The sequence below is a fragment of the Prauserella aidingensis genome, from assembly GCF_024171865.1.
Lineage (GTDB): Bacteria > Actinomycetota > Actinomycetes > Mycobacteriales > Pseudonocardiaceae > Prauserella > Prauserella aidingensis.
Genome location: NZ_JAMTCN010000021.1, coordinates 1 through 24,537, shown reverse-complemented (window position 1 = coordinate 24,537; position 24,537 = coordinate 1). Strand labels below are relative to the sequence as shown.

The window sequence follows — 24,537 nt, the reverse complement described above, 5'->3', positions numbered from 1 at the left end:
GCGACGGTGCCGGGTGCGGGCAGGCTGCTCGCTCAGACGTCGAGCTGACCGAGGTCGGCCAACTGCTGTTCGAAGGGGACCACGTCCGAGAAGCCGTCGCCGGCGCGGCGGCTTCTCGGCGTTCCGGCCATGGCACCCGCCAACTCGCCCGCTGCACGGTCGATGCGCGCGTGGAGTTCGCCCGCGGCCTCGCCGCCCCAGTCCTGCGAGGCCGCGTACACGCCGGTGGGCATCACGGTCGCCCGCAGGTACGACAGCAGCGGCCGCAGGGCGTGGTCGAGGGCCAGCGAGTGGCGGGGCGTGCCGCCCGTGGCTCCGATGAGCACGGGCATCCCCGTCAGGGCGCCCGTGTCGAGCACGTCGAAGAACGACTTGAACAGTCCGCTGTAGGACGCGCTGTAGATCGGGCTCACCGCGATCACACCGTCGGCGCCGGTCACGGCGTCGAGTTCGGCCTGCAGCGCCGGGCTGGGGAAGCCCGTCACCATGTTCTTGGCGACGTCGACGGCCACGTCGCGCAGTTCGACCACGTGCACCTCGAGTTCCTGCCCGTCGCCGTCACCGAGCTGCTTGACGAGTGACTCCGTGAGCCGGTCGGCCAGCAACCGGGTCGACGACGGCGACGTGGTGCCCGCGGACACGACGGTCAGCCTCATCGGGCCTCACCTGCCGTGACGGTCTCGGCGTTCCTGGCGGCCAGCAGCGAGGCGTGCGTCGGGGCGTCCGGCACGTGCGCGGGACGGTTCTTGGCGAACTCCTCGCGCAGCACCGGCACGACCTCCTCGCCGAGCATGTCGAGCTGTTCCAGCACGGTCTTGAGCGGCAGGCCGGCGTGGTCGACGAGGAACAGCTGGCGCTGGTAGTCGCCCACGTTCTCGCGGAACGTCAGCGTGCGGTCGATGACCTGCTGCGGGCTGCCGACCGTGAGCGGGGTCTGCTCGGTGAACTCCTCCAGCGACGGCCCGCCGCCGTACACCGGGGCGTCGTTGAAGTACGGCCGGAACTCGCTGACGGCGTCCTGCGAGTTCTTGCGCATGAACACCTGTCCGCCGAGGCCGACGATCGCGCGGTCGGCCGGGCCGTGACCGTAGTGCTCCCAGCGCTGCCGGTAGAACTCGACCATCCGGCGCGTGTGCTCGAACGGCCAGAAGATGTGGTTGTGGAAGAAACCGTCGCCGTAGTAGGCGGCCTGCTCGGCGATCTCCGGGGTGCGGATCGACCCGTGCCAGACGAACGGCGGCACGCCGTCGAGCGGACGCGGCGTCGAGGTGAAGCTCTGCAGCGGCGTGCGGAACTTGCCCTCCCAGTCGACGACGTCCTCGCGCCACAACTTGTGCAGCAGGGCGTAGTTCTCGATGGCCAGCGGGACGCCCTGGCGGATGTCCTTGCCGAACCACGGGTAGACCGGGCCGGTGTTGCCGCGGCCCATGATCAGGTCGACGCGGCCGTCCGCGAGGTGCTGCAGGTAGGCGTAGTCCTCGGCGAGGCGCACCGGGTCGTTCGTGGTGATCAGCGTCGTCGCCGTGGACAGGACGATCCGCTCGGTCTGCGCGGCGATGTTGGCGAGCAGCACCGTCGGGTTCGGCGGGGCGGCGAACGGCGGGTTGTGGTGCTCGCCGGTGGCGAAGACGTCGAGACCGACCTCCTCGGCCTTGCGCGCGATGCGGACCATCGCCTTGATCCGCTCGTTCTCGGTCGGCGTCGTGCCGGTGGTCGGGTCCGTGGTGACGTCCCCGACGGAGAAGATCCCGAACTGCATCGCTGTCACCCTGCCTCAGGTAGTTGTGCGTTCAACTATCAACCCTAACGGCTGTGGCGCGGGAGCTATTCCCGGGCCCGTGGACGCCCCGGACGTGCAGGTCCGGCGCGGGTGCGGGCGGTGTCAGGAGGGTCGTCACCGTGCGAGGCGAACGTCCGGACACCGGCGGTGCGCTCGTCAGGCGTGGGCGGGCGGGCCGTCCTGCGGGGTGACGATGAACTCGGGTTCGCGTCGCTTGTTCGGCATGGCGATCAGCGTGCCGACCGCCGCCACCGCCGCGATCGCGGCCGCCGCGAGCATCGCCCAGTTCATGCCCGTCATCCAGGCGTCGGTGGCCAACCCCACGAACCGTTCGGTCGCCGCGGGGCCGGCCTCCTGCTCCAGCACGGGCGCCACGCCCTGCACCGCCGCCGGGAAGCTGCTCTCCGCGGCCGCGGCGGCCTCCGGCGGCAGCCCGCGGGTCGCCTCGCCGATCCCGCTGCTGTAGCCCCGCGCGATCAGCGAGCCCAGCACAGCGATGCCGATGGAGACGCCGAGTTCCCGCACCGTGTCGTTCATCGCCGACCCCATGCCGGAACGGTTCTTCGGGACCGACGCGATGATCAGGTTCGTTGCGGGCGGCATCACGAACACCATCCCGAGGATCACCACGAACAGCGGCAGCAGAATGCCCCAGTAGCCGGTGTCGCCGTCCCACGTCGAACACAGCAGGAAACCGGCCGCGATGATCGCCAGCCCGGACCCGACGGTGAACCGCGAACCGATCGCCGCCGCGACCTTCGGCACCCACGGCGACAGCAGCAGCATCGGCAGCATGATCGGCAGGGTCGCCAGTGCCGACTCCAGCTCGCTGTACTCGAGCACCAGCTGGAACAGCTGCGCCAGCAGGAAGAACGACCCGCCGAGGGCGAAGAACGCGACCGTTACCGCCGCCGACGACGACGAGAACAGCGGGTTGCGGAACAGCGTCATGTCCAACATCGGATGCGGTGTGCGCCGTTCCCACCAGACGAACAGTCCGATGCCGACGACCGCGGTCGCGACGGCGACCAGCACCGCGGGCTGCGTCCAGCCGTCGTGCGGGCCCTCGATGATGGCGTAGACGAGACCGAGGACGCCCACCGTCGACAGCAGTCCGCCGAGCCAGTCGATCGGCGTCCGCTTCTCGTCCTTCGACTCGTGGGACAGGATCTGGTTGGCGACGAATGCGACGACGCCGAAGGCCACGCTCATCAGGAACGCCGACCGCCAGCTCCAGAACTCCAGCAGTACTCCGGAGAACACGGTCCCCAGTCCGGCGCCCGCGCCTGCGACGCCCGTCCACACGGCGATCGCTCCGGCCCGTTGCCCGCGGGGGAACGTCGTGTTGATGATCGACAGTGTCGAGGGCATGACCATCGCGGCGCCGATGCCCATCACCCCACGGGCGACGATGAGCTCGGCCCCGCTGTCGGCGATCAGTCCCGCATACAACGACGGCACCGTGAACAGCACCATGCCGATCTGCAGCACCAGCTTGCGGCCGTAGCGGTCACCGATGGCGCCCGCGGTGAACAGCAACGCCGCGAACACGAGTGAGAAGAGGTCGACGATCCAGGTCTGCTCGGCCTGGGTGATGCGCAGATCGCTGGTCATGCCGGGCAGCGCGAGGTTCATGCTCGAGTTCGCCAGCATCACGGCCAGCAGGCTCGTGCACATCGCGGCGACGATGATCCATCGCCGGTGGAACACGTCGAGTGGAATGCCCTCGGCGACGGCCTCCTCCAGTTGCCGCCGCCGTTGCTCCTGCTTCGAGTCCTGTGTCGACTCGGCCGCCGTGGCGGACGCGCCGGGCTCGGTCATGGTTCTCCTCGGTACGGTCGTGCGGGTTCTCGGTTCGTGCGGAGAACCCGGAGTGCCGGCGTGGTCAGTGCGACGGGCGGATGCCGTCGCGGAGCATGTCGACCACGGTGTCGACGTGGTGGCGCGGATCGCCGCCGCGGGCCACCCAGGCGCGGCCCGCCACCCGCAGCGCCATGCCCGCCGCTTCGAGGACCAGCTGCGGGTAGACGTCCCGGTCGGGATCGCCGCCGGTCAGCCGTGCGACGTGCGCCTTCGCCCGGCGGTGCAGGTCGGGCGCGCTCGGTTCACTCGTCGCATACGCCTCGGTGGCGAGCACCATCGCGGGCGAGGCGGTGACGAGGGCGTCCACGGCCGCGATGAGTTCAGGGTCGGCCTCCGGTGCGGTCAGCGCCGCGTACAGCGCACTGCGGAGCGCCTCCCACACGGGCTCGTCGTCCGGACGCTCGGTGAAGGCGTCGGTGAACGCCGCCGTGAGGGCGTACAGCGGCCAGACGAACGCCGCCTCCTTGGTGGGGAAGTAGTTGAAGAACGTGCGCCGGGAGGTCTGCGCCCGCTCGGTGATCGCGTCGACGGTGACGTCCTCGGCACCGCCCGCCTCGGTGGCCAGGTCGACGGCCGCACGGCACAGCGCGAGCCGCGTTTGCACACGTTTGGTCTCCCGGACACCTGGCTGCATGCCGTCAACGATACATCCGAAGTGTGCACTCGAGTGCAAAATTCCGGTGCAGGTGTAAGCGACGACACAGCGACAGCCGACCGTGCCCACCCGGTGAGGCGACGTCGGGAATGCCGCTCCGGACCCGCCTTGTTGCCCGGCACATGAAGGCGATCGTTCTCAATCAGTACGGCGGACCCGACGAGCTGACCGTGGCCGACCGGCCGGACCCGAAGGTGGCGCCCGGCGAGGTGCTGGTGCGCGTCAAGGCGGCAGGCGTCAACCCGGTGGACTGGAAACTCGCAGCGGGTGGGCTCGACGCGATGATGGAGACCCACTTCCCGCTGATCCCGGGCTGGGACGTGGCCGGTGTCGTCGAGGCGGTCGGCCTGGACGTCGAGGAGTACGCCGTCGGCGACGAGGTCATCGGTTACGTCCGCAAGGACCACGTCCAACTGGGGTCGTACGCGGAGCTGGTCTCGGCCAACGTGCGCCTGTTGGCGCCGAAACCGGCCTCCCTCGACTGGTCGCAGGCCGCCGGACTGCCGTTGGCCGGACTGGCCGCGATGCAGGCGCTGCGGAGGCTGAACGTCGGTTCCGGTCAGACGGTGCTGATCCACGCCGCCGCGGGCGGTGTCGGCGCACTGGGCGTCCAGTTGGCGAACGCGTTCGGCGCCCGCGTGATCGGCACGGCCAGCGAGCGCAACCACGCCTTCCTGGCCGAGTTGGGCGCCGAGCCCGTGTCCTACGGCGAGGGACTGGCCGACCGGGTGCGGGAACTGGCCCCGGACGGGGTCGACGCGGCGGTCGACTTCGTCGGCGGAGAAGAAGCCGTCGAGGTGTCGCGGCAGGTCACCAAGGATCCCGCGCACGTCGGGTCGATCGCCGACGCGGGAGTGACCGAGTACGGCGGCCGGTACATGTGGGTGCGGCCGAGCGCCGAGGACCTCACCGAACTGGGCAAGCTCGCCGACGCGGGCACGCTGACCGTCCACGTGGACCGCACGTATCCGCTCGCCGAGGCCGCCGTCGCGTGGCGGGTGAGCCAGGCGGGCAACGTGCGCGGCAAACTCGTCCTGACGGTCGGCTGACGCGTCCGCGGCCCCGTGTTGCAGTTTCGGGGCCGCGTGTTGCGGTTTGAGGGGATCGTGTTGCGCTTTGCGGGCCCCGTGTTGCGGGTTGCGGGGTCGCCGCCCCGTTGACGTACCGGCCCGTTGACGTACCGGCGTGTGGTCGTGCCGGCGTCGAGGTCGCCGCGTCGTGTCACCGGGGCGGACCGGCCACCGATGCGTTGCCGTGGCGGCATGGTTGCGGCACCTTGCCGTGGCATGGGACAGGACCAGCAGCCGGCGGACCTCGACGCGCTTCACGAGGCTGTCCGCCGGGCCGAACGTCGGGTCACGCCCGGAATCGACGACATCGCCGCGTTCCACGCGGCACAGGTCGCCGACCTGTCCCATCGCGACGTCACCGGGCCGCTCCTGCCCGGTAGCGGTGCGAGCGGCGCGGTGAGCTTCCGAGGCCGGATCGTCGCCACGTGGGGCGACGTCGACAGGCCCGAGATGTGCTTCAGCCTGACCAAAACGGTTCTGTCCGTGATCGCGGGTGTGGCATTCGACCGCGGACTTATCCCCGACGTGGAGAAGCCCGTCGAGGACACGGTCGACCTTCCGGTCCGCATCGGTCCGCACGTGACATGGACGCATCTGCTCCAGCAGACGAGTGGGTGGGCGGGCGAGCTCTGGGGCAAGCCGGCCCACGTCGACGCGCAGAGCCTCCGTGACGGCGGTTCGGCCGCCTGTGCGGAGCCCGGGGCCGAATGGGCGTACAACGACGTCCGGGTCAACCTGCTCGCGCTCGCACTCACCGTGCTGTGGCGCCGCAGGTTGGACGACGTCGCTCGCACCGAACTGTTCGGCCCGCTCGGATTCTCGGACACCTGGTCGTGGCACGGCTACCGCGATTCGGTGGTCACGGTGGACGGCATCGATCTACCGGTCGTCTCCGGTGGGGCGCACTGGGGCGGTGGCCTGTGGGCATCGGCCACCGACCTGACTCGGTTGGGCGAACTGTTCCTCGGATGCGGGTCACGGCATGGCAGGCGACTGCTGAGCACCGCGTGGATCGACGCGAGCTGGCGGCCGTGCCCCGTCAACCCGGACTACGGCTTCCTGTGGTGGCTGAACCATCGGCGACACGTGTTCCCCGAGGCCCCTGCCTCGGGGAAGTGCGCAAGGGGGTGCAGCAGTCGGCATCTCCTGTGGGTCGACCCCGACCGCGACCTGGTCATCGCTTCTCACTGGTCCGATTCCCCGGGGACTCTCGTCCGTGACGTCTCGGACGCGATCACGGTGTGACGGTCGACGGCGTCGAGGTCGCCGGGCCGCTCGGCGGGTCCCGTCGACCGGCTTCGGCCCGGCGCAGCGTGGGGCGGTGGCGATGTGTCGCCTCGCCGGATTCGGCGCAACACGGTCCCCTGGAACCGCAACACAGGCTCCGGAATCCGCAACACGGTCCCCGTGAACCGCAACACGGTCCCCTGGGAGCGCAACACGGTCCCCGGGAACCGCAACACGGGCATGTGGGTCAGCGGATCGTGAAGGTTCTCGTCACGCCGGTGAACGGGGTGACGCGGCCGAGGGCGTTCTTGGCGTCACCGCGGTAGCGGATCCGGTAGGTGCCTGCGGCATCCGTGGGCGGCTGCCACGTGACCGTGACGCGCGAGGCCGACACCCCGCGGCGTTTCCAGTGCAGCGTCGTCGACCAGTCGCCGTCGTCGGCGACCGTCCGCCAGGCTCGTCCGTCCCAGCGCTGCACCTCGAGATACGTGCCCCCGCGGTGCAGGTCGTTGCTCGGGTGGGCGCCCGCGAACGCGGCGGAGACCTGTTCTCCCGCGGAATAGGCCTCCGCGGGTTGGTCGAGTACGTCGCCGAAGCGCTTGCCGATCGGGGGAGTGTCGAGCACGACACCCGGTTGGAGCCGCAGCTGCCTGCCGGACAGATCCGGGGACGGCTCTCCGGACGGCACGTCGCGGCCGTCGCGCATCGCGGTCGCGAGGCCGCGGGCGGTCTGCTGCAACGCGGGCAGCTGCCACCGGCCGAACAGCGTGCTCCCGCCCTCGTAGTGCTGGACGTCGTACTCCTCGGGGGTGGTCAGGTAGTGGAAGTAGGAGTTGGCGTAGCCGGCGACGAGCACGTTCCGCAGCTCCGCGCCGACGGCCTCGGCGACGGTCCGCCGCAGCCGCAGCCCCGCGGTGATCGTCACCTCGCCGGGAATGCCGACGAGATACAGTTCGCCGACCCGCATCAGCTGCACCGGCACGATCTCCTGCACCCACGGGTAGACCCTGTTCATCGCACCCACCGGAGCGAACACGCCCTTCGGCGCCTGGCACTCCTCGAGTTTCGCCGACGCGCGGTACAGCACCGAGTGGGACACCTTGTCCCACAACGGATTCTCACCCTCGTCGAAACCCGGGAAGCCCGGGCCGTCCTCCAGGCTGCCCGCGGCCATGGAGGCGCCGACGGCGGGTTTGCAGGTGTGGTGGGTCCGCCCGTCGCCGGTGAACTCCGGGCGTACCTCCACATCGGACAGATCCACGTGGACGAGGCGGGAGTCGACACCGCCGGCGAGGGCGGTGCCGTCGGCGTCCACCTGGCGTTTCGCCGCGCGGTACTGCTGCTCGCCGTTGGCCGTGGTGCGCTGGAAGTCCTCGGGGGTGCCGGGTGGAGTCAGGTCGACGTTGGGTGTCAGATCGCCCGCGTTCGTCTGGGCGAACGCGGAGACGAACGACGGCGCCCGGTCGGCGCGGTAGTCGACACCCGCGTCATCGCGTTCCCACCGGTACGCGGCGTAACCCTTGTTGTCGGAACTGACGAGCCGGTTGTCACCGGACATGCTCGTGGCGTGGACCGGGAACCAGTTGATCGCTCCGACGGGCCTGCCGTCGCGTTCGATCCGCAGGAGCGAGGTCTGCGGGTCGACGGCGTCGGGGAAGTGCTGCCGGTCGCGGGCCGGGTTGCGGTCGAACGCCTCGCGGGAGCGGTTGGCGCTCGCGCCGGTGAGTTCGTCGTGGGTGAGCGTCAGCGACGCCGGAGCGAGATCGGCGTGGGCGCGGTCGACCGATTCGACGATGCCGGACGTGACCGCTTCGAACGTCTTCCGGTGGAAGCCCAGCGTGGTGATGTTGTACAGCAGGTGGTGCGAATGGCCCCCCGGCGCCGCGTGGGTGTGCGTGGCGGTCAGCATCACGTTGCGCTCGGTGTAGGTGTTGCCGTAGCGCTCCGACAGTGTCCGCAGGACCTCCTGGCGCACGCTGTTGAAGATCATCGGTGCGTCCACGACGACCAGCAGTACGCGCTCGTCGGTGGCGCGGTCGGCGATGACGAACGCCCGTGAACGCTGCCGGTTGTGCAGTCCCGCGGCCTGCTGGTCGATGCGGCCGTACCCCATCAGCCCGACCTCGGCGATCTCGCCGGTCGCATCGGCGATGCCGCGTCCCACGAGGTACGGCTCGCCCACGGAACCCTCGTCCACGGAATCCTCCCCGTCGGATGGGGTCGCTCCGGCGGGAGCGGTGAGCAGCGACGCACCGAGGAGCACCGTCATGACCAGGACCAACGCGCGTTTCGTCATCCGTCACCCACCCGCCGGCTAAACGTGAATGAGTTTCGAATTTTCGGCGTCGAGGTCCCGTCGCGCAAGGGTGAACCGGCGGGAACGTGCGCACGACCGGGTGAAGGTCGGCCCGGTTCACCCGGGTGGCGGCACGGGGACGGGCTCGTCAGTGCCGGTGCAGGTGGTCGAGCAACAGCGCGGTCAACTGCTCCGGTGCCTCCTCCGGCACCCAGTGCGTGACGTCCTCGAGCATCTGGAACTCGTACGGCCCGCTCACCCACTGCTCGGTCGCCAGCGCCGCCGTCGACCCGAACGCGACGTCCTCGGTGCTCCAGACGTACAGCGTCGGCACGCTCACCGCGTCGATCGCGGCCTTCGGGCTGCCCGCCCGGTACCAGTTCAGCGCCGCGGTCAGCGCGCCCGGCTCGGACAGCCGCGTGAGGTAGTCGTCTACCCGGCCGCGAGGGATCTTCCACTCGAACATGCGGCGCAGCGGCTCACCACCGTCGGCGAGCATGCGCTTCTCGGTGCCGGAGTTGCGCCAGTCGCGCATGTACTGCGAGCGCATCGCCTGGTCCTCGTCGGTGCGGAGCGCGTCGCCGAGGGCCCGTGGATGTGGCGTCGACACCGCGGTCAGGGTGCGGAGGCGGTCGGGGTGCCGATCGGCGGCCCACCACGCGACGGCCCCGCCCCAGTCGTGACCCACCAGGTCGAACCGTGACCACTCGAGCGCGCCTGCCATCGCGACGACGTCGTCGACCAGGTGGTCCATCTCGTAGTCGGCGACGTCGGTCGGCCGGACACCGGGCGAGTAGCCGCGCTGATCGGGCGCCACGGCGCGGTATCCCTCGTCGCCCAGGCGTGCGACCTGGTGCTCCCACTCGACGGCCGCCTCGGGGAAACCGTGCAGCAGCAACACCGGACGACCGTCGCGCGGACCCGCGGCGATCGCGTCGAACACGCCCGCGGACGTGGGGATGCTCAGGTACTCGATCACGCCCGCACGGTAGCGGACGGCACCGACACCGGGGTCACTCCTCCGCGGAGCAGCGAACGCTCGGCCCGCCGAGCGCCCGGTCCGTCGACGCCCGCTCCGCCGAGCGCCCGGTCCGTCGAACGCTCGCTCCGTCGAACGCGGGCGAGTCGCCTCACACTCCCCAGTCCGGCCGCAGCGGCATCGACGCGTCGCCGTGCTCGCCGACCTTCACGCCCAGCACCTGCTGCAACTCGAGCCGGTGCCGTTCGAACGCCAGCCGCGAGGCCGCCATGTACAGCGCCCACACGCGGGCGCGCTGCACGCCGGATTCGGCCACCGCCTCGTCCCAGTGGGCATCGAGGTTGCGGCACCACGCGGCGAGGGTGCGGCCGTAGTGCTCCCGCAGGTTCTCGGCGTGCCGCACCTCGAACCCGTTGTCCTGCATGGCCGAGATGATCGTGCCCACCCCTTCGAGCTCCCCGTCGGGGAAGACGTACCGGTCGATGAACGGCCCCGTGCGGTGGGAGTCGTAGGTGTGCGGCCGCACGATGCAGTGGTTGAGCAGCCTCCCGCCGGGACGCAGTTTCGACCACAGGAACCGGAAGTACGACGGCAGGGCCTTCGCCCCGATGTGCTCGGTCAGCCCTATCGACGACACCACGTCGAAGCCGGTCTCGGTGACGTCACGGTAGTCGAGGTGGCGCACCTCGGCGCGGCCCGCCAGGCCCCGTGCGGCGAGGTCCCGCTGCGCCCACTCGGCCTGCTGGCGCGACAGTGTCACGCCGAGCACCTCCACGCCGTAGTGCTCCGCGGCGTGGGCGACCATGCCGCCCCAGCCGCACCCGACGTCGAGCAGGCGCATCCCGGGCCGCAGTCCGAGCTTGCGGCAGACCAGGTCGAACTTGTGCAGCTGCGCCTCCTCGAGGCTGGCGTCGTCGTCGGGATAGCAGGCGCACGTGTACGCCATCGACGGGCCCAGCACGAGTTCGTAGAAGCGGTTGGACACGTCGTAGTGGCGGGAGATCGCCTCGCTGTCGCGCAGCTTCGAATGCCGCAGGCCGTGCAGCACGCGGCGCGCCCGCGACGGCGCCTCCTCGACCGGGATCGGCACCGGCCGCAGCAGTTCACGTGCGTGACCGGCCAGCTCCCGCGCCACCGCCGCCTTGTCGGCCACGCTCAGCGACATGTCGTCGACCGCCCGCAGCACGGCGTACACGTCGCCGTCCACGTCGAGCCTGCCCGTGACGTACGCGCGGGCGACACCCAGTTCGTTGGGCGCCGTCAGCACGTAGCTCAGTGCCTCCGGGGTACGGACGTGGATGCGCAGTTGCGCGTCCGGATCGCCGACCACCGTGCCGTCGTAGGCCGTCACGGTCACCGGAGGATCGTCGCCGAGCAGCCGGGTGAGCAGCGCGGTCAACGGTGGTCCGGCACCGGATGCGCCGCCGCGTTCGGACGGCCCCGCGGGCGTGGGCACCGCGGAGAGGGGACGTGTCGCCGCCATGGTCTCATCACCTCGCTTGCACGCACTTCGCGTAGAGGTCGAGCAATCGCCCGTCGGGGTCGTAGCGCTGCTTGACGGCGCGGTACGCGGACCCGTTGTAGAGTCGCCAGAACGTGTCCGGATCGTAGAAACTCTCCGAGTACAGCGATTTCCGTCCGCCGAGCGTCGTCACGACGTCCTCGATGCGCCGGTTGTGCGACCCTTGCGCCTCGCCGTCGGCGAGCGGCACCGTGCCCCAGAAGCCGAAGTTGACGTACAGCTCGCCGGGGTCCAGTTCGTACAACGGCCACCGCCGGTCGTCCCGCTGTCGCAGCGGGCAGATCCAGATCGGACTAAGCGGGATTTCCCGGTGCAGGAAGGAAAGAAACCTCCCGGCTCTGCCGACCGGGACCTCGACGTCCTGCATTACCGACTCGCGGCCTGGTCTGCCGAGCATGCGGGAGAACCGGGAGAGCAGGCCCCGGCGTCGCACGGCGTTCACCACTTTCCAGTACACATCGGACCGCAGCAGCCGTGGACCCGCGAGCAGGCGTACGAGGCGGTGCTGCGCGCCCAGCGCCCGGGAACACCAGAACCAGTCGGTGTCCCAGCGCCACAGGTAGTCGCGGATCGGCAGGTGGTCGACCGGACGCTCGCGGATCGAGCGGTAGTAGATGTCGAGCCACGTGTAGTCGCTGACCCGGTCGGGCTCCCCCTCCAGCGATGCGAGCGTCAGGTACAGCTCGTTCGGCGAGAACACGGTGCCGTCGACGAAATCCGCCTCGCGGTCGAGGCAGGCGCGGGTGAGCCGGTCGAAGAACGCCCGCTGATCGGAGAACCGCACGTGCTCGAGCCGGACGTACGGACGCACCGGCGCGAGTTCGATCCGCAGCCGCAGCGCGTAGCCGAGCGTGCCGTAGGAGTTCGGGAACGCGAAGAACAGGTCGCTGTGCTCGCCGTCGGGTGTGGCCGTGACGATGTCCCCGTCGCCGGTCAGGATGTCCATCTCCAGCACCGACTCGTGCGGCATCCCGGCGCGGAACGACGACGATTCGATCCCCAGGCCCGTGACAGCGCCGCCGAGCGTGATCGTCTTCAGCTGCGGAACGACGAGCGGCATCAAGCCGTGGGGCAGCGTCGCGTCGACGAGCTGTTCATAGGTGACCATGCCCTCGACGTCGGCCGTGCGGGCGACCGGGTCGACCGACAGCACGTGGTCGAACGCCGACACGTCGAGCCCCGCCCCGGCCCGGGCTCGCGGACGGAAGAGATTCGACGTCCGCTTCGCCAGCCGTACGGGGGTGCCGGCCGGCAGCGTCGCCAGTTCCGCGCGCAGCACCGCCACGCGCCGGGCGTACCCGCTGTGGGCGGCGAGCTCGGCGTGTCCGCACCCGGTCGGATCGGCGGCACCACTGGAGCGCATACCCCGATCATGACCCCGAACGCCGTGCCCTGCCAGTTCGTGTCATGCACTCGGACGAACGGGATGTCGCGCACGTGCCCTCACGCGGCGGTTTCGGTGCGCCTGCGGGTCGAACCTGGGCACGGCAGGCGTCCCGGAAACTGCAACACAATCCCCCGGATCCGCAACACGGCCTCCGGAAACTGCAACACGGTCCCCGGGATCCGCAACACGGCCTCCGGGATCCGCAACACGGGCCCCGGGATCTGCAACACGGCGTCCCTCGGTGGTCGGTTCTGCGGGTCAGGCGGGTTTGCGGGCGACGCCGCCGAGGACGCGGGACTCCGACGGGACCCGCGCGAACAGGGTGTCGGGGTCGGGGCGCCACGCGGGCGCGTAGACCAGCCCGGGGTCGACGAGTTCGAAGTCGCCGAAGAACCGGACGAACTCGTCGGAGGTGCGCAGCTGGCCGGGGTTCGTCGTGTTCTCGTAGTAGTCGACGAGGTCGTCGAGCGCTGCGCGTTCGGCCTCGCTCGCCGGGTTCTCGTTGGTCATCTGCGACAGCACGAGCAGCGATCCCGGCGGCAGCTGCTTGCGGTAGAAGTCCAACAGCCGGTCGGGGCCGGACTCGTCCTTGATGAAGTGCAGCACCGCGTTGACCAGCAGTACGACGGGTTCCTGGCGGTCGATCAGGCCGGTCGCCATGACGCGGGACCACAGCTGGTCGGGCTGCATCAGGTCGGCGGCGATGGCCACGTGCCGCTCGCTGTCGGCCGTGTCGGCCAGCAGCATCTCCGAGTGGGTGAGCGCGATCGGCTCGTTGTCGGTGTACACGACGCGGGTGTCGCACTGCGGCCGCGCCTCGTCGGCGACCTCGTGGACGTTGCCCACCGTCGGCAGTCCCGAGCCCAGGTCGACGAACTGGCGCATCCCCGCCTCGGCGGCACACCAGCGCACCGTGCGGCCGAGGAACTGCCTGCTGGTACGGCAGTACTCGCCGAGCTGCGGGATGCGCTCGCGGGCCTTCTCGGCGAAGGCGCGGTCGATCGCGTAGTTCGTCTCGCCGCCGATGAAGTAGTCGTAGACCCGGGCCGCGGACGGCTTGTCCAGGCTCTCGTTGATCGCGCGCAGCGCGTCGTCGGGTCCTGCGCTCACTGTTCCTCCACCGCCTCTGACTTCACCGTCGTCTCCGCCTCGGTGCGGCGTCCGCTCCGCGGAACGTCGCTTCCCTCGTCGGAGTGATCGTCGCATCCGGCGCAACGGTACGTCTCACACGAGTGGAGCGCACCGCGCTGCACCGCGTCGGTCCGCTCTGCTAGTGTGGCTGGGAACGATGCTCGCACTGCAGGGGCACTCCCACGGCGACGCGCTGCGGGAGCACTCCGGCGACGGCACGCTGCAGGGGTGAACGCGCAGGGACACAACTGCAGCGGCGACCGAGCTGCAGTGACACGGGCCCGAGGAACCGAGGGGGTCGGATGATCCGGCGTGACAGGGAATTGCTCGTAAATCTCTCCGCGGTGAACACGCGGCTCGGCGAGGCCGTCGTCGAGCTGTGTGCTCACCAGGACGGCGGGGAGCTGCCCGCAGCCGGACTGCGCGCGCTGGGCGACAACCTGCAGCACGTGGCGACGCGGCTGCTCACCCGCGCCGACGAACTCGACCGCGCCGACGAACTCGAAGCGGCGACGGCGCGGGTTCAGGACTCGTGAGTCAGCCAGCTCCGCACGGCGGACGCGAGGTCGTCGGCCCAGCCGTCGAGGCGCCGGGCACCGTCGTCGGCGGAGGCGCCCGCCGGGTCGCCCAGCACGCCGTTCGCGCTCACCGCGCCGACCCCGCCGTCGCGCAGTGCGTCCAGCAGTTCCGGCAGCGGTGCGGTGGTGCCGGCCTCCGCGACGTCGAGCCGCACGTCGTCCGGTCGCAGCCGCAGCATCGCCGACGTCTCGGTGCGGCCCGCGTGGCTGTCGTCCGGCTGCCCCGACGGTGCCCACGCGAGGACCCGGCGCCCCTCGGAACGCAACAGCCGTACGGCCGCGTGCAGTGCCTCGACGTTGCCGCCGTGGCCGTTGACGAACACGACGCCGCGGAACCGGTCCGCAGACCGGCCTAGTTCGACGAGCAGCCGTTCCAGCGCCTGCGTGCCGATCGACAGCGTGCCGGGGAACCCCGCGTGCTCGCCGCTCGCGCCGTACGGCACCGCGGGTGCCACGACGACGTCGGGGACCCGCGCGGCGAGGCCACGCGCCAGCGCGGCGGCGATCGTCGTGTCGGTGTCCAACGGCAGGTGCGGCCCGTGCTGTTCGGTCGACCCGAGTGGCACGGCCAGCACCGACTCCCCGACCTCCGGCCAACGTGCTCTGCCCAGTTCCGCGCCGGGCCGGTCACCGCCGGGCCCGACGGTCACCGGCCGCGTCCCTGCGCGAACGGCCGCTCGGTGAACTGCGGCAACAGGGGAGTGGCCGTCCGGTGCCGCACGCATCCGGTCCACACGCCCGCGCCGTAGGCCACGTCGTCGGCGATGCGCAGGGCCAACCGTCCCGGTGAGCCGGTCTGCGCGGCGAACGGCAGGTACGCGGCCGCCAGCGCGCGGCGGCCGCGCCGGGTCGGCAGCAGCAGAGGCCACCACACCCGGCGCGACGCGGCCGCGAGCAGTCTGCCCGCGCCGAGCTGGCCGCGGGCGGCGAGCCGGACGACTTCGGAGGTGGGCACGTCGCGCGTGGAGGTCGACAGCCTCCGGGCCAACAGGGCGGTCGCGCCCGCGGCGACGGCGGCCGCAGGCAGCGGGCGTCCCACGGCGGCCAACGCCCAGGCGGCCGTCGTGACCGCGGACACGCGCGCCGGGGCGAGGCGTTCCGGATGCCGTTGCGACAGTGGGGCCGCGGACGTGCCGTAGTCGAACCGCTGCCGCAGCCACGACCGCACCGTCGGGCGGGGTTCGTGCCGCACCACCGACGCCGGCTCGTACCGCACCGCGCCGACGTCGAGCAGCCGCCACACGAGGTCGACGTCCTCGCCGTAGCGCAGCTGCTCGTCGAAGTCGCCCGCGGCCGCCAGCGCGCCGCGGCGCACCACGAGCGCGGCCGTGGGCACATAACTGACCTTGCTCATCGGGCGGACCGGGGCGGGCTTGGCGCCGAGGTCCAAACTGGACTGTTCGAGTTCGTATCGCGCGAGCAGGCCGTCGCCGGGGGAGCTGCGCACCCGCGGCGCGACCGCCACCACCGACGGGTCGCTGAAGTGAGGGAGCAGTGCTTCGAGCCAGCCCGCTTCGGGCACCGTGTCGGCGTCGAGGAACGCCACGAACTCCGTGGTCGCGCGGCGGCTTCCCGAGTTGCGCGCCGCGGCCGGGCCGCGAGGGGACTCGTGGCGGACGTCGGCGCCCGGCACGGGCTCGGCCGAGCCGTCGTCGACGACGACGTGCCCGCCGCACTCGCCCGTCGCCTCCCGCAGCCGCCGCGCGCGGGTGGCATCGTCCTTCACCGGCACGACGACGGTCACGTCGGCGGGCGTCGGACCCGCGGGCGGTTTCGGGTGCAGGATGCCCGCGTCGACCAGTTTGCGCGCGAGGCGCACCTGGCCGGGCGACTCGGTGAGCGGCTCGCCCGAGGTCCAGCGGTCGAGCATCCGCGTACCGGCGGAGCCGAGCCGCACCAGGCGCAACGGCGAGCCGCCGATCACGACGGCGCCGGTGCGGCGGGCGGAGACGTCCAGCGTGAACCGGGTGCCGGGCTTCACGGCCGGAACCCGCCGTCCGCGTGCACGACGGTTCCCGTGACCGCCGACGACTCGGCCGAGCACAGGAACGCCACGACCGCGGCCACCTCGTCGGGGTCGAGGAGGCGCTCGTGCAGTTGGTGGCTCGCGAACTCGTCCATATTCCCCAGATCGTAGAGGCGTGCCGTGGCGTCGAGGAGGTCGGTGCGGGTCGACCCCGGCGAGACGGCGGTCGCGCACACGCCGGTGCCCCGCAGGTCCTCCGCCAACCCCTTGATCAGCCCGACGACGGCGTGCTTGGCCGCGTTGTAGCCCGCCAGATGCCACAGGCCGTGGTGGGCCGCCGACGACGCCAGCGCGACGAACCGGCCCTGCTGCGACCGCAGCAGCGCGGGCACGGCCGCTCTGGCCAGGTTGGCGACCCCCGTCACGCCGGTGTCGAACAGCGCCGACCACTCGGCGTCGGTGGTCTCCCACAGCGGTGTGCCGCCCGCCATCACCGCGGCGCACGCGACCGCCGCGTCGAGTCCGCCGAACTCGGCCTCGGCGGTGGCGACGGCCGAGCGCAGCGCGTCGGCGTCACGCACGTCCGTCACGACGTCGACGACGGCATCGGGGAACTCGCCGGCCAGAGTGGACAGTTGTTCCCGGGTGCCGAGGGGATACGTGACGTCGGGCAGCGCGGCGGGATCACCGCCGGGTTCGGCGGCGATGTCGACCGCCACGACCCGCCAGCCCGCCGAGGCGAGCCTGCGGACCACCGCGGCGCCGATCCCGCGCGCCGCCCCCGTCACCAGCGCGACCCCCACGGCGGGTCACATGCCTCGCGTGAAGTCGTCCGGCACGACCACGTCGCTCGGCTCCAGGTCGTGCACCGACTTCTTGCCGAGCCCATACAGCGTGCTGTCGATGCCCTGACGCAGGATCTCGAGCACGTTGTGCACGCCGCGCTCACCGCCCGCGGCCAGGCCCCACAGGTAGGCACGGCCGATCATGACCGCGTTCGCACCGAGCGCCAGGGCCTTGACGACGTCGCTGCCCCGGCGGATACCGCCGTCCAGCAGCACCTCGACCTGTCCGCCGACGGCCTTCGAGACACCGGGCAGGGTGCGGATCGTCGCGGGCGTCGAGTCGAGGTTGTTGCCGCCGTGGTTGGACACCGAGATCGCGCTCGCCCCGATGTCGACGGCACGCTTCGCGTCGTCGGGCCGGTAGACGCCCTTGACCACGAACGGGCCGTCCCACTGGCTGCGCAGCCACGCCAGATCGTCCCAGGACGGCGGCGTGGTGCCCATCCACTCACCGTAGGCGCCGAAGAACGGCGGTCCCTGCTGTCCCTGGGGCACGATGTTCGGCGTGGTCAGGTCCGGCAGCGACCCCGACCGCAGATACGTGCCGAGCCAACCGGGTTTGCGCAGCACCTCCGGGGCGAACTTCACGGCGGTCTTCAGATCGACCTTCTCCGGGATCGGCGGCGACCCCCAGTCGCGGGCGGTCGCGAACACCCAGTCCAGCGTGACGATGAGCGCCGTCGCGCCTGCACGCTTGGCACGCTCCATGCGCGCGAGCATGTCGTCGCGGCTGCCCTGCCAGTACACCTGGAAGTGCGTGTTGTCGTTGACCGCCGCGACGTCCTCGACGGGTTTGGAGGCGAACGAGCTCAACCCGATCGCCGTGCCCGACTGCGCCGCGCCCTTGGCGACCGCCACCTCGCCGTCCGGGTGCACCGCCTGCACACCCGTGGGCGAGACGATCACCGGCAACGAGATGTCGCTGCCGAGGACTCTGGTCGCCTGCTCCCGTTCGGGCGGCAGGTCGGCGATCCGCGGGCGCAAGCCGAGTTCGGCGAACGCCGCCGTGTTGTCGGCCAGTGTTCCGCCCGCCTCGGACCCCGCGTGCAGGGCCAGGAACACCGACCGGGGCAGCCGTTTGCGCGCACGTTCGCGTGCCTCGGCGACGGTTTCGAACCAGTCCTTCGTGCTGGCCATCAGCGGACCTCCCTCGGTGCGGGCATGCCGGCCAGCGGGCTCGTGTCACACGCACGGTCGGGGAGCCGTTCGGGTTCGGGCGGGCCCCAGCCGATCGCGACCGGCACGCCCGTCTGTTTCTTCTTGCCCGTGCGGGAGTGGTCCTTGTCGGGCGTCGGTTTCGGCGCGCCCGCTCCCACGAGTTCGAGCGCGCGCTCGCCGTTGCCCTTGACGCATTCGGGATCGGGGCCGTCCAGCGGCAGGCCGGTGAAGAACTTCGCCGCCATGCAGCCGCCCTGGCACGAGTCGAAGGCCGAGCACGAACTGCACGCGCCGCCGGTCTGTGGCTCGCGCAGGCGGGCGAACAGGTCCGATCCCCGCCATACGGCCGTGAAGCCGCCCTCGTCGCGCACGTTGCCGCCGCGGAACTCCTCGTGGATCGCGAACGGGCAGGCGTACACGTCGCCGACCGGGTCGATCAGGCACACCACGCGTCCCGCGCCGCACAGGTTCAGTCCCGGCAGCGGCGTCGATCCCAGCGCGTTGAGGTGGAAGAACGAGTCGCCGGTGAGCACGTCCTCACCGTGGGCGACGAGCCAGTCGTAGAGTTCGAGCTGCTGCTCCGGCAGCGGGTGCAGCTCGTCCCAGGTGTCCGCGCCCCGCCCGGACGGACGCAACCGCGTGATCCGCAGCTGGGCGTCGAACTCGTCGGCGATGCGCTTGAACTCGTCCAGCTGGCCGATGTTGTGCCGGGTCATGACCACGCTGATCTTGAACCCGGTGAACCCGGCGTCGCGCAGGTTGCGCATCGCGGTCATGGTCGTCTCGAACGAGCCGTCGCCCCGGACCGGGTCGTTGACCTCGGGAGTGGCGCCGTCGAGCGAGAGCTGCACGTCGACGTAGTCCGATTCGGCCAGCCATCGGGCGCGTTCCGGCGTGATCCGCACCCCGTTGGTGGAGAACTTCACACCGACCTGGTGGTCGACCGCGTACTCGACGATCTCCCAGAAATCGGAGCGCACGGTGGGTTCGCCGCCGCCGATGTTCACGTAGAACACCTGCAGCCGCTGCAGTTCGTCGATCACCGCTTTGCATTCCTCTGTGGACAGTTCACGAGGATCGCGGCGGCCGGAGGAGGACAGGCAGTGCACGCACGAGAGATTGCAGGCGTAGGTCAGTTCCCACGTCAGGCAGATCGGTGCGTCGAGTCCGTGCTGGAAATGCTCGACGAGTTTCATTCAGTCACCTCTGACTTCGATCGTGCCCGCGGAGACGAGCCCCGCGAGGGCGTCGAGGTACCGGTCGTGGTCGTCGTCGGGTACCTCGGCCGACCGCAGCGCCGCGTGTGCGTCCGGCGCGTCGTCCAGCGCGCGGACGACGTCGACGAGCAGTCGGGTCTTCAGGAAGGAGAGCTTCCGCGTGGTGAAGTCGTAGACGAGCGCCCCGAACGGTTCCGGCCGCAGAGCGACACTCGGTGAGAGCCGGTACGGCCGGTCCGGGGCGAATGTCTCAGTAGACACCGCACATTCCGTCGATGGAGACCTCTTCGACGAGCAGGTCCTCCTCGATGTCCGCCTCGGCGGTGGTGACCGTGTGGTTCTCGGACATGGCACGCTACCTTTCACGTCGTTGTGTGGGACAGCGCACACGAGGTTAATGGCACCCGGTGTCAAATGGAAGGGGTCAGGTGAGTACCGCCGCGAGTCCACCCGGACGGCCGGGTCGCCGCCCTTCGACCAGTCAGGTCGAACTCGAGAACGTCGCGTTCCGCCTGTTCGAGCGGGACGGGTTCGACGCCACCACCGTCGACGACATCGCGAAGGCAGCGGGCATCGGCAGGCGCACGTTCTTCCGGTACTTCGACTCGAAGAACGACGTGGTGTGGGGTGCCTTCACCGGCCACCTCGAATACATGCGCGAGCGGTTCGCCGCCCGGCCCGCGGGTGAGCCGGTCATGGAATCGCTGCGTGCGGTGGTCGTCGACTTCAACCGGGTCGACGAGGGTGAGACCGACCGGCATCGCAGACGTCTCGAACTGATCCTGCGGGTTCCCGCACTCCAGGCGCATTCGACGCTGCGCTACGCGGACTGGCGCGCGGTGGTCGCCGAGTTCGCCGCACACCGGACCGGCGCGCACCCCGGCGACCTGCGACCGCAGGCGATCGCCCACGCGGCGCTCGGCACCGCGCTCGCAGCGTACGAACACTGGCTCGGAGACCCGGGAAGTGACCTGTGCGCCGTGCTGGACACCGCCTTCGCCGAGCTGGCCGTTGGTTTCGGAGAGGAGTCCCGATGCAGCTGACCGAGACGTTCGACTGGCGGGGCCGCACCGTCCGCTGGGCCTCGCGCGGCAGTGGCCCGCCCGTGGTGTTCTGCCACGGCACCCCGTGGTCGTCGAGGCTGTGGGAGCCGTTCGCGGACGCGCTGTCGGCCGAGTTCACCGTCTACCTGTGGGACATGCCGGGCTACGGGGCATCGTCGAAACTCCCCGAACACGCCGTGTCGCTCGACGTTCAGGGCGAGCTGCTCGCCGACCTGCTCGACCACTGGAACCTCGACCGCCCGCACCTGGTCACCCACGACTACGGCGGGGCGGTGTCCCTGCGGGCGCACCTCCTGCACGGCTCGGCCTACGCCTCCCTCGCGCTGATCGACGTCGTCGCGCTCGCCCCGTGGGGGTCGGAGTTCTTCCGCCAGGTGCGCGACACCCCCGAGGCGTTCACGACCCTCACCCCGGACATTCACGAAAGCCTCGTCCGTACCTACATCGGCGGGGCGAGCCATCGCGGGCTGCGCGACGCCGACCTCGCGGCGCTCGTCACGCCGTGGCTCGGCGGGGTCGGACAGCAGGCCTTCTACCGGCAGATGGCGGAGGCCGACCAGGCCTACACCGACGCCGTGCAGCCCCGGTACGGCGAACTCGACCTGCCGGTGCTCGTCGTCTGGGGGCGCGAGGACACGTGGATCCCGGTCGACAGGGCCCACCGGCTCGCCGCCACGATCCCGGACGCGGAGCTGGAGCTCGTCGACGACGCGGGGCATCTCGTCCAGCTCGACCAGCCCGCGCGCCTGGCGACCCGGCTGCACCGGTGGCTCGCCGCGCAGGCGATCGGCCGGACGGCGTGATCGGCGCGCGCGTCGCGACCGGTGCACGCGTCGCGACCGGCGCAGCCCACGGCCGCCGCCGACCTCGGGTGCGGCCGTACCCGTCGGCCGGGCATACCGGTCGATCGGAACGAACCTCTCCGTTCACCCGGTGGTAGCCGCCGGATCGTTTCGACGTCGGTAACCGGTCCCGTTCGTTAGCCATGCTGACGACATGGCCCAGCAATACACTCCCCGAACCCCGACACGCCGGCCCCGGCTGCGTGCCCTGCTCGCCGTGGCCGCAGGCGCGACCCTGCTGGCACAGCCCGGTCTCGCCGCGGCCGACGAACCGGAGCGAGCCGCGGCTCCCGCCGCGGCCGACCACCGGCCCGGCGACCCGGGCACGACCACCTTCGACGTCTTCAGCGACATCCAGGGACACATCGACGACTGGGACGCGGTGCTCACCGACGCCGAGCAGGCCGCACCGGACTCGGCCGCCACGGTGATCAACGGCGACATCGTCGACCGCGGCTACGCCGAGGAGTACGCCGAGGTCCGCGACGTCATGGATGCCCACGAGCGCGACCAACCGCTGCTGACGTCGTTCGGCAACCACGAGGCGTACGCACCCGCATGGTGCGACCAGCAGACGCTGTGCCAGCCCAGCTGGCCGAACGGCTTCACGCCCGAGGACCTCTACGGCACGTACTTCGACTTCGCCGGAACCGACAAGGTGTACGGCGAGCGCGTCGTGAACGGGGTTCCGCTGATCGGCATCGGCCCGGACAAGCTGATGTGGTGGGAGGATGCGAACCTCGACGACCACGTCCACATCGGCGAGGAGCAGCTGGAGTGGTTCCGGGACCGGGTGGAGACCCGCGGCCGCTCCGGCGAGCCGTTCTTCGTCTTCACGCACTACCCGCTGTCGAACACCGTCACCCAGTCGGACGGTGACGCCGGCCGCTACCACCTGATGGAGGAGCAGATCCGCGAGATCCTGGGAGACTATCCCCAGGCCGTGCTCTTCACGTCCCACACCCACGCGGACATCGGCCAGGACTGGTGGGCCGAGCGGGTCCACGTTCCCGGCGGTCACCCCGACGGCTTCACGGCGGTCGACACCGGTGCAGTGCTGAACCGGCAGTACATCCAGGTCACGACCGGCCCCCAGGGCGCCGTCGTCCGTGCACGCGATGCGCAGAACGGCACGGTGATCAACGAGCTGACCGTGCCGAAGGCGGAACAGGGCGCCGGGCGGACAACGGTCACGCTGGACACGCCGACCGAGGCCGTGGCGCCGGGACGGCAGGTGGACGTCACGGCGACGGTGGCCCGGCTGGGCAACGGAGCGCTCGGCGGCGGGACCGTCGACCTGGACCTGCCGGACGGCTGGGCGACCGACGCGGACACGACGCGTTCGGTCGGCCGCGTGAAGTCGGGAGAGCGCAAGCGGCTGACCTGGACACTGCAGGCGCCGGAGACGTCCGGGACCGCGCGCATCGACGTCGCGACACGGGACCGGGCGGGCCGACAGGTCGCCGGAACGTCGCTGGACGTGGCGGTCGCCGAGGCACCGAGCGGCAAGACCCGCGTCTCGGCGTTGCCCTTCCTCGCCGAGAACAACACCCACGGTCCGGTCGAGCGTGACCGCACCAACGGCGGCCCGGCGCCCGCCGACCGCGGCGCGATCACGATCGACGGCGAGACTTACGAGCACGGTCTCGGCATGCTCGCCCCGGCTTCGGCCACGGTCTACGCGGGTGGCCGGTGTTCGCGGCTGACCGCGGAGGCCGGGCTGGACGACAACATCCCGCAGGGTTCGCAGCGGCGTCCGCTCCCCGGCGACGATGTCGGGGATGTCGAGTTCGTCGTCGAGGCCGACGGCGAGGAGGTGTATCGCAGCGGCGTGGTCCGGCAGGGCGAGGCCGCGGTGACGGTGGATGCGGCCATCGACGGTGCCGACACTGTGCGGCTGATCGCCGAGGACGCCGACGGTTCGTCGTCCTGGGACTACGCCGACTGGGGTGAAGCGACCCTGACCTGCGCAGGCTGAGTCACACCGCCAGGGCTACACCGCCGGAGCCACACCGCCAGGGCCGCGCGGGTCCGGTCGACAGAACCCGGTGAGCCGGCCCGGTTCCCCTGCCGCGACAGCGGTGGCGGGGACCGGGCCGGCTCATTCCGTGGCAACGACGCCCGCGGCCGCGGTGGTGCCGCGGGGACCAGAAGGACTCCATCATCGCCTTGTCGTAGCAGTCGCCGCTGCTGCCCATCGAGGGAACGAGTCCCTCGCAGTCAGGGGTGACGGTTGGGGGCACGTTTGGCACTCCGGCCAGGCGAGTAGCGCCGTCAGAACCACGCCACCCCTCCACAGGAACGTTGGAGCTACGCGCCGTCACATGATCGTTACGACGTTCACGAGCTTGAGTCCGTCTTGAGGAGGACAGAATCCGTTGCGGGACGGCGGATCCGCTGAACGGAGCACTACGGGTACGGACATCGGCGGCTTGCGGACGCATTGCGTCTCTGGATTTCTCGTGCAGACCCGTGCTGTTACGTGATCTCGGCTACACGACGCGTCTGGGCGTGACAGGGTCGGCGAAGTCACTGCAGTTTGCCACCGTTTTCGCTGGTCATCGTCGGGATTCGGGTCGCTCCGAGTCGATAACGAGTATCGGGCACTGCTGGAAGGTCCGGTATTGAGGTTTTCTCGGTAAGTTGATCTTTGCTGGCTGTCGTCGACCGGCTGGGGTCAAGCCTGGCTGTGGATAGGCGTAGAGCCCCTGGTAGGACTGGATTTGCGAAGATCAAGTCCGAGAACCAGAGGCTCTACGTGATTACTTATCGTGCCACGCTCGATGTGCCGCGCGCACTTGCCCAGTACCTGGCCCGGTTGTTGCTGCTCGAACGGGGTGAACGGGGCACACGTCGAGGCCGGCGGGCGCTGGGCGTGTTCAGCCAGGCGGTTCTGGTGCTGCGCTGGTTTCGTGAGTCCACACAGGTCGCGCGCCTGGCACGAGACAATGGCGTCG

At 70.7% G+C, this 24,537-nt stretch carries 22 protein-coding genes and 1 pseudogene; 7 read left to right on the top strand and 16 right to left on the bottom strand.

Features of this window, described 5'->3' with window-relative positions; genetic code table 11:
- Positions 1 to 32: 32 nt before the first annotated feature.
- The 4 genes from LY13_RS18905 to LY13_RS18890 all read right to left on the bottom strand — a co-directional run bounded on the left by LY13_RS18905 (position 33) and on the right by LY13_RS18890 (position 4,277).
- A complete protein-coding gene (locus tag LY13_RS18905; protein WP_253829931.1) occupies positions 33 to 656 on the bottom strand; it encodes an FMN reductase in 624 nt (207 codons plus the stop codon).
- Complete coding sequence (locus LY13_RS18900; RefSeq protein ID WP_253829930.1) at positions 653 to 1,759, bottom strand: LLM class flavin-dependent oxidoreductase; 1,107 nt, start codon at positions 1,757 to 1,759, stop codon at positions 653 to 655. The genes LY13_RS18905 and LY13_RS18900 overlap by 4 nt, the downstream gene beginning before the upstream one ends.
- A gap of 177 nt (positions 1,760 to 1,936) precedes the next feature.
- The gene (locus LY13_RS18895; protein ID WP_253829929.1) at positions 1,937 to 3,601 is read right to left on the bottom strand and encodes an MFS transporter; all 1,665 of its coding nucleotides are present in this window, start codon (positions 3,599 to 3,601) and stop codon (positions 1,937 to 1,939) included.
- A gap of 64 nt (positions 3,602 to 3,665) precedes the next feature.
- Positions 3,666 to 4,277, bottom strand: a complete 612-nt coding sequence (locus LY13_RS18890; RefSeq protein WP_253829928.1) for a TetR family transcriptional regulator — start codon at positions 4,275 to 4,277, stop codon at positions 3,666 to 3,668.
- 143 nt (positions 4,278 to 4,420) lie between these two features.
- Between LY13_RS18890 and LY13_RS18885 the strand changes: the two genes are divergently transcribed.
- Both LY13_RS18885 and LY13_RS18880 read left to right on the top strand, forming a co-directional pair.
- The gene (locus LY13_RS18885) at positions 4,421 to 5,347 is read left to right on the top strand and encodes an NADP-dependent oxidoreductase (RefSeq protein ID WP_253829927.1); all 927 of its coding nucleotides are present in this window, start codon (positions 4,421 to 4,423) and stop codon (positions 5,345 to 5,347) included.
- A gap of 237 nt (positions 5,348 to 5,584) precedes the next feature.
- Complete coding sequence (locus LY13_RS18880) at positions 5,585 to 6,613, top strand: serine hydrolase domain-containing protein (protein WP_253829926.1); 1,029 nt, start codon at positions 5,585 to 5,587, stop codon at positions 6,611 to 6,613.
- A 229-nt stretch (positions 6,614 to 6,842) separates the two neighbouring features.
- On the opposite strand, the gene LY13_RS18875 is transcribed toward LY13_RS18880, so the two are convergent.
- From LY13_RS18875 to LY13_RS18855, 5 genes are all read right to left on the bottom strand, one after another.
- A complete protein-coding gene (locus LY13_RS18875) occupies positions 6,843 to 8,891 on the bottom strand; it encodes a neutral/alkaline ceramidase (RefSeq protein ID WP_253829925.1) in 2,049 nt (682 codons plus the stop codon).
- A gap of 148 nt (positions 8,892 to 9,039) precedes the next feature.
- Positions 9,040 to 9,870 (bottom strand): alpha/beta fold hydrolase, encoded by an 831-nt coding sequence (locus LY13_RS18870; RefSeq protein WP_253829924.1) that lies wholly within the window; start codon positions 9,868 to 9,870, stop codon positions 9,040 to 9,042.
- A gap of 151 nt (positions 9,871 to 10,021) precedes the next feature.
- Complete coding sequence (locus tag LY13_RS18865) at positions 10,022 to 11,353, bottom strand: class I SAM-dependent methyltransferase (RefSeq protein ID WP_253829923.1); 1,332 nt, start codon at positions 11,351 to 11,353, stop codon at positions 10,022 to 10,024.
- 7 nt (positions 11,354 to 11,360) lie between these two features.
- The gene (locus tag LY13_RS18860) at positions 11,361 to 12,755 is read right to left on the bottom strand and encodes an FAD-binding oxidoreductase (protein WP_253829922.1); all 1,395 of its coding nucleotides are present in this window, start codon (positions 12,753 to 12,755) and stop codon (positions 11,361 to 11,363) included.
- A gap of 282 nt (positions 12,756 to 13,037) precedes the next feature.
- Positions 13,038 to 13,889 (bottom strand): SAM-dependent methyltransferase, encoded by an 852-nt coding sequence (locus tag LY13_RS18855; RefSeq protein WP_253829921.1) that lies wholly within the window; start codon positions 13,887 to 13,889, stop codon positions 13,038 to 13,040.
- Positions 13,890 to 14,212: 323 nt separating this feature from the next.
- Here LY13_RS18855 and LY13_RS18850 point away from each other — a divergent pair, with 323 nt between their 5' ends.
- The gene (locus LY13_RS18850) at positions 14,213 to 14,446 is read left to right on the top strand and encodes a hypothetical protein (RefSeq protein ID WP_253829920.1); all 234 of its coding nucleotides are present in this window, start codon (positions 14,213 to 14,215) and stop codon (positions 14,444 to 14,446) included.
- Here the strand turns inward: LY13_RS18850 and mftE are convergent.
- Genes mftE through mftA form a run of 7 tightly spaced genes read right to left on the bottom strand, consistent with a single transcriptional unit; the run spans position 14,434 to position 20,023 of the window.
- Positions 14,434 to 15,138, bottom strand: a complete 705-nt coding sequence (mftE, locus tag LY13_RS18845) for a mycofactocin biosynthesis peptidyl-dipeptidase MftE (RefSeq protein ID WP_253829919.1) — start codon at positions 15,136 to 15,138, stop codon at positions 14,434 to 14,436. The two genes, LY13_RS18850 and mftE, sit on opposite strands and share 13 nt — an antisense overlap.
- A complete protein-coding gene (gene mftF / locus LY13_RS18840; protein WP_253829918.1) occupies positions 15,135 to 16,469 on the bottom strand; it encodes a mycofactocin biosynthesis glycosyltransferase MftF in 1,335 nt (444 codons plus the stop codon). The genes mftE and mftF overlap by 4 nt, the downstream gene beginning before the upstream one ends.
- Entirely contained in the window at positions 16,466 to 17,257 is a 792-nt protein-coding gene (locus LY13_RS18835; RefSeq protein ID WP_253829917.1) for a mycofactocin-coupled SDR family oxidoreductase, read from the bottom strand. Before LY13_RS18835 ends, mftF begins: the two co-directional genes overlap by 4 nt.
- 6 nt (positions 17,258 to 17,263) lie before the next feature.
- Entirely contained in the window at positions 17,264 to 18,436 is a 1,173-nt protein-coding gene (gene mftD, locus LY13_RS18830) for a pre-mycofactocin synthase MftD (RefSeq protein ID WP_253829916.1), read from the bottom strand.
- Positions 18,436 to 19,653 carry a mycofactocin radical SAM maturase gene (mftC, locus tag LY13_RS18825; RefSeq protein WP_253829915.1) on the bottom strand — a complete coding sequence of 406 codons (1,218 nt, stop codon included), beginning with the start codon at positions 19,651 to 19,653 and terminating at the stop codon, positions 18,436 to 18,438. The genes mftD and mftC overlap by 1 nt, the downstream gene beginning before the upstream one ends.
- Entirely contained in the window at positions 19,654 to 19,935 is a 282-nt protein-coding gene (gene mftB, locus LY13_RS18820) for a mycofactocin biosynthesis chaperone MftB (RefSeq protein WP_253829914.1), read from the bottom strand.
- On the bottom strand, positions 19,925 to 20,023 hold the full coding sequence (gene mftA / locus LY13_RS18815) for a mycofactocin precursor MftA (RefSeq protein WP_183655698.1): 99 nt from the start codon (positions 20,021 to 20,023) through the stop codon (positions 19,925 to 19,927). The genes mftB and mftA overlap by 11 nt, the downstream gene beginning before the upstream one ends.
- Positions 20,024 to 20,102: 79 nt before the next feature.
- Here mftA and mftR point away from each other — a divergent pair, with 79 nt between their 5' ends.
- The 4 genes and pseudogenes from mftR to LY13_RS18795 all read left to right on the top strand — a co-directional run.
- Positions 20,103 to 20,717, top strand: coding sequence for a mycofactocin system transcriptional regulator MftR (gene mftR, locus LY13_RS18810; protein WP_253829913.1), 615 nt, complete (start codon positions 20,103 to 20,105; stop codon positions 20,715 to 20,717).
- Positions 20,708 to 21,541, top strand: a complete 834-nt coding sequence (locus tag LY13_RS18805) for an alpha/beta fold hydrolase (protein ID WP_253829912.1) — start codon at positions 20,708 to 20,710, stop codon at positions 21,539 to 21,541. The genes mftR and LY13_RS18805 overlap by 10 nt, the downstream gene beginning before the upstream one ends.
- 193 nt (positions 21,542 to 21,734) lie before the next feature.
- Positions 21,735 to 23,558 carry an NPCBM/NEW2 domain-containing protein gene (locus LY13_RS18800; protein ID WP_253829911.1) on the top strand — a complete coding sequence of 608 codons (1,824 nt, stop codon included), beginning with the start codon at positions 21,735 to 21,737 and terminating at the stop codon, positions 23,556 to 23,558.
- 780 nt (positions 23,559 to 24,338) lie between these two features.
- A pseudogene (locus LY13_RS18795) lies at positions 24,339 to 24,537 on the top strand (IS5/IS1182 family transposase); the annotation flags it as partial.

What these genes read in the sequence shown, in the direction of transcription:
- LY13_RS18860 (WP_253829922.1), bottom strand. Translation starts at nt 12,755, where the DNA reads ATGCGCTCCAGTGGTGCCGCCGATCCGACCGGGTGCGGACACGCCGAG.
- LY13_RS18885 (WP_253829927.1), top strand. Translation starts at nt 4,421, where the DNA reads ATGAAGGCGATCGTTCTCAATCAGTACGGCGGACCCGACGAGCTGACC.
- LY13_RS18865 (WP_253829923.1), bottom strand. Translation starts at nt 11,353, where the DNA reads ATGGCGGCGACACGTCCCCTCTCCGCGGTGCCCACGCCCGCGGGGCCG.
- LY13_RS18895 (WP_253829929.1), bottom strand. Translation starts at nt 3,601, where the DNA reads ATGACCGAGCCCGGCGCGTCCGCCACGGCGGCCGAGTCGACACAGGAC.
- LY13_RS18805 (WP_253829912.1), top strand. Translation starts at nt 20,708, where the DNA reads ATGCAGCTGACCGAGACGTTCGACTGGCGGGGCCGCACCGTCCGCTGG.
- LY13_RS18875 (WP_253829925.1), bottom strand. Translation starts at nt 8,891, where the DNA reads ATGACGAAACGCGCGTTGGTCCTGGTCATGACGGTGCTCCTCGGTGCG.
- LY13_RS18905 (WP_253829931.1), bottom strand. Translation starts at nt 656, where the DNA reads ATGAGGCTGACCGTCGTGTCCGCGGGCACCACGTCGCCGTCGTCGACC.
- mftD (WP_253829916.1), bottom strand. Translation starts at nt 18,436, where the DNA reads ATGGCCAGCACGAAGGACTGGTTCGAAACCGTCGCCGAGGCACGCGAA.
- LY13_RS18900 (WP_253829930.1), bottom strand. Translation starts at nt 1,759, where the DNA reads ATGCAGTTCGGGATCTTCTCCGTCGGGGACGTCACCACGGACCCGACC.
- LY13_RS18880 (WP_253829926.1), top strand. Translation starts at nt 5,585, where the DNA reads ATGGGACAGGACCAGCAGCCGGCGGACCTCGACGCGCTTCACGAGGCT.
- LY13_RS18890 (WP_253829928.1), bottom strand. Translation starts at nt 4,277, where the DNA reads ATGCAGCCAGGTGTCCGGGAGACCAAACGTGTGCAAACGCGGCTCGCG.
- LY13_RS18850 (WP_253829920.1), top strand. Translation starts at nt 14,213, where the DNA reads ATGATCCGGCGTGACAGGGAATTGCTCGTAAATCTCTCCGCGGTGAAC.
- LY13_RS18800 (WP_253829911.1), top strand. Translation starts at nt 21,735, where the DNA reads ATGGCCCAGCAATACACTCCCCGAACCCCGACACGCCGGCCCCGGCTG.
- mftA (WP_183655698.1), bottom strand. Translation starts at nt 20,023, where the DNA reads ATGTCCGAGAACCACACGGTCACCACCGCCGAGGCGGACATCGAGGAG.
- mftC (WP_253829915.1), bottom strand. Translation starts at nt 19,653, where the DNA reads ATGAAACTCGTCGAGCATTTCCAGCACGGACTCGACGCACCGATCTGC.